Origin of the sequence: Micromonospora sp. NPDC005173 (assembly GCF_040608515.1) — a bacterium.
Classification (GTDB): domain Bacteria; phylum Actinomycetota; class Actinomycetes; order Mycobacteriales; family Micromonosporaceae; genus Micromonospora.
The window spans coordinates 1-1,206 of sequence record NZ_JBEXIK010000114.1 but is presented as its reverse complement, the minus strand read 5'-3'; the positions used below and the strand labels follow the sequence as shown (position 1 = coordinate 1,206).

General features: G+C 64.9%; 1 protein-coding gene. It reads right to left on the bottom strand.

The window, feature by feature from the left end; genetic code table 11:
- Nucleotides 1–147 precede the first annotated feature (147 nt).
- Nucleotides 148–879: a hypothetical protein gene (locus ABZV00_RS37835; protein ID WP_355615479.1), complete on the bottom strand. Its 732-nt coding sequence runs from the start codon at nt 877–879 to the stop codon at nt 148–150.
- Nucleotides 880–1,206: the final 327 nt, after the last annotated feature.

Below are 1,206 nucleotides of genomic sequence, written 5' to 3'. Positions count from 1 at the left end.
ACACAACCGTCCATGATCGACGGTGGCTGCCCTCGTTCCCGCACCACACCACGCCGCAGCTCAGCGAAGGTCAACATCCCCGGCTGGAGTACTAGGCGTCCGAGGCGACATCAATGCGCTCGGTCAAAGCACGGCTAAACGACCGGATCAGCAGCTCCAGTCGCCCCAGCGCCAGACCTTCCACGTGGCCCTAGGCCGACCGTGATACTCGCAGCCAACGCTGCCACCGCCTGTGCTGACTGTGCCGCCTGTGCCTTTGCCGCCCGGCTGGTCCTTGTACGGCTGCTGGACATAGCAGAGGCCTGTCTTGCCCGAGCCGGGTTTTCCATTCGGCGGCGTGCCGATAGCGTCGGTGAGTGTGCTCGATGCGTAGCTGCGGGCACCGCCGGCATCCTCCGGCCCAAGCAGCGAGCTATCCCACTCCTCCACGTAGCGGTCTCGCGCCCGCCCAACGTCGTCATAGGCGTGCCACATGGCGACGTTCACGGGGTTGGCGTTCGCGCCATCCGGGGCAGCCAGCGCCGCCTCTACGTAGCTGGAGTGCGGAAGCGACACGAGCGCATCGGCGATCGCCTGCCCAGGATCGAACGCCTCAACCTCAGCCCAAAGTGCGTCAGCCTGCGCCGTCCGCTTGGTGTTGTCGAGCGCAACGCCGTTCTTGTACTGGGAACTGCGTAGATCGACGATCTTGTCTCTTTTTGTCTCAAGCTGGAGGAACACCTCGGCGTAGGTGGTACACCACTTGGCCGGCGTCATCTTGTGCCCGGCCGGCAAGGCTAGCGCCGTTGGCGCAGGCTTAGTGGACCCCTGGCCGCACCCGAGAACGAGAACCGATGCCGCGATACCGCCGCCCACCCACGCTGCCGCCTTCTTGCTCAACGAACCTCCACGCCTGCCGCTCGTGCCCGTCATCGTCCGTCCACCTTAGAGCGTGTAGGTCGCGATAAGCTGGCCGAGCTGGCGGAACTGGAACATTAGTCACGCCGTCAGGTTCTGCCCTCAGCCGAACGGATGGCTCGTTGTGTCAACGGCGGCTGAACTTGGGATCTGGCGGTGCCGATGCATTATCTGATCGGGAGACGCGGTACGGCCTGGTCGGGTCCGCGTCAGATGACCCGGGCGAGGTCGCTGAACGCCGAAGCGACTCGGAGCTGGGGCTGGCTGTCGAGCCCGAGTTCGTAGTGTCCGCGTCGCACGTTCTGCATG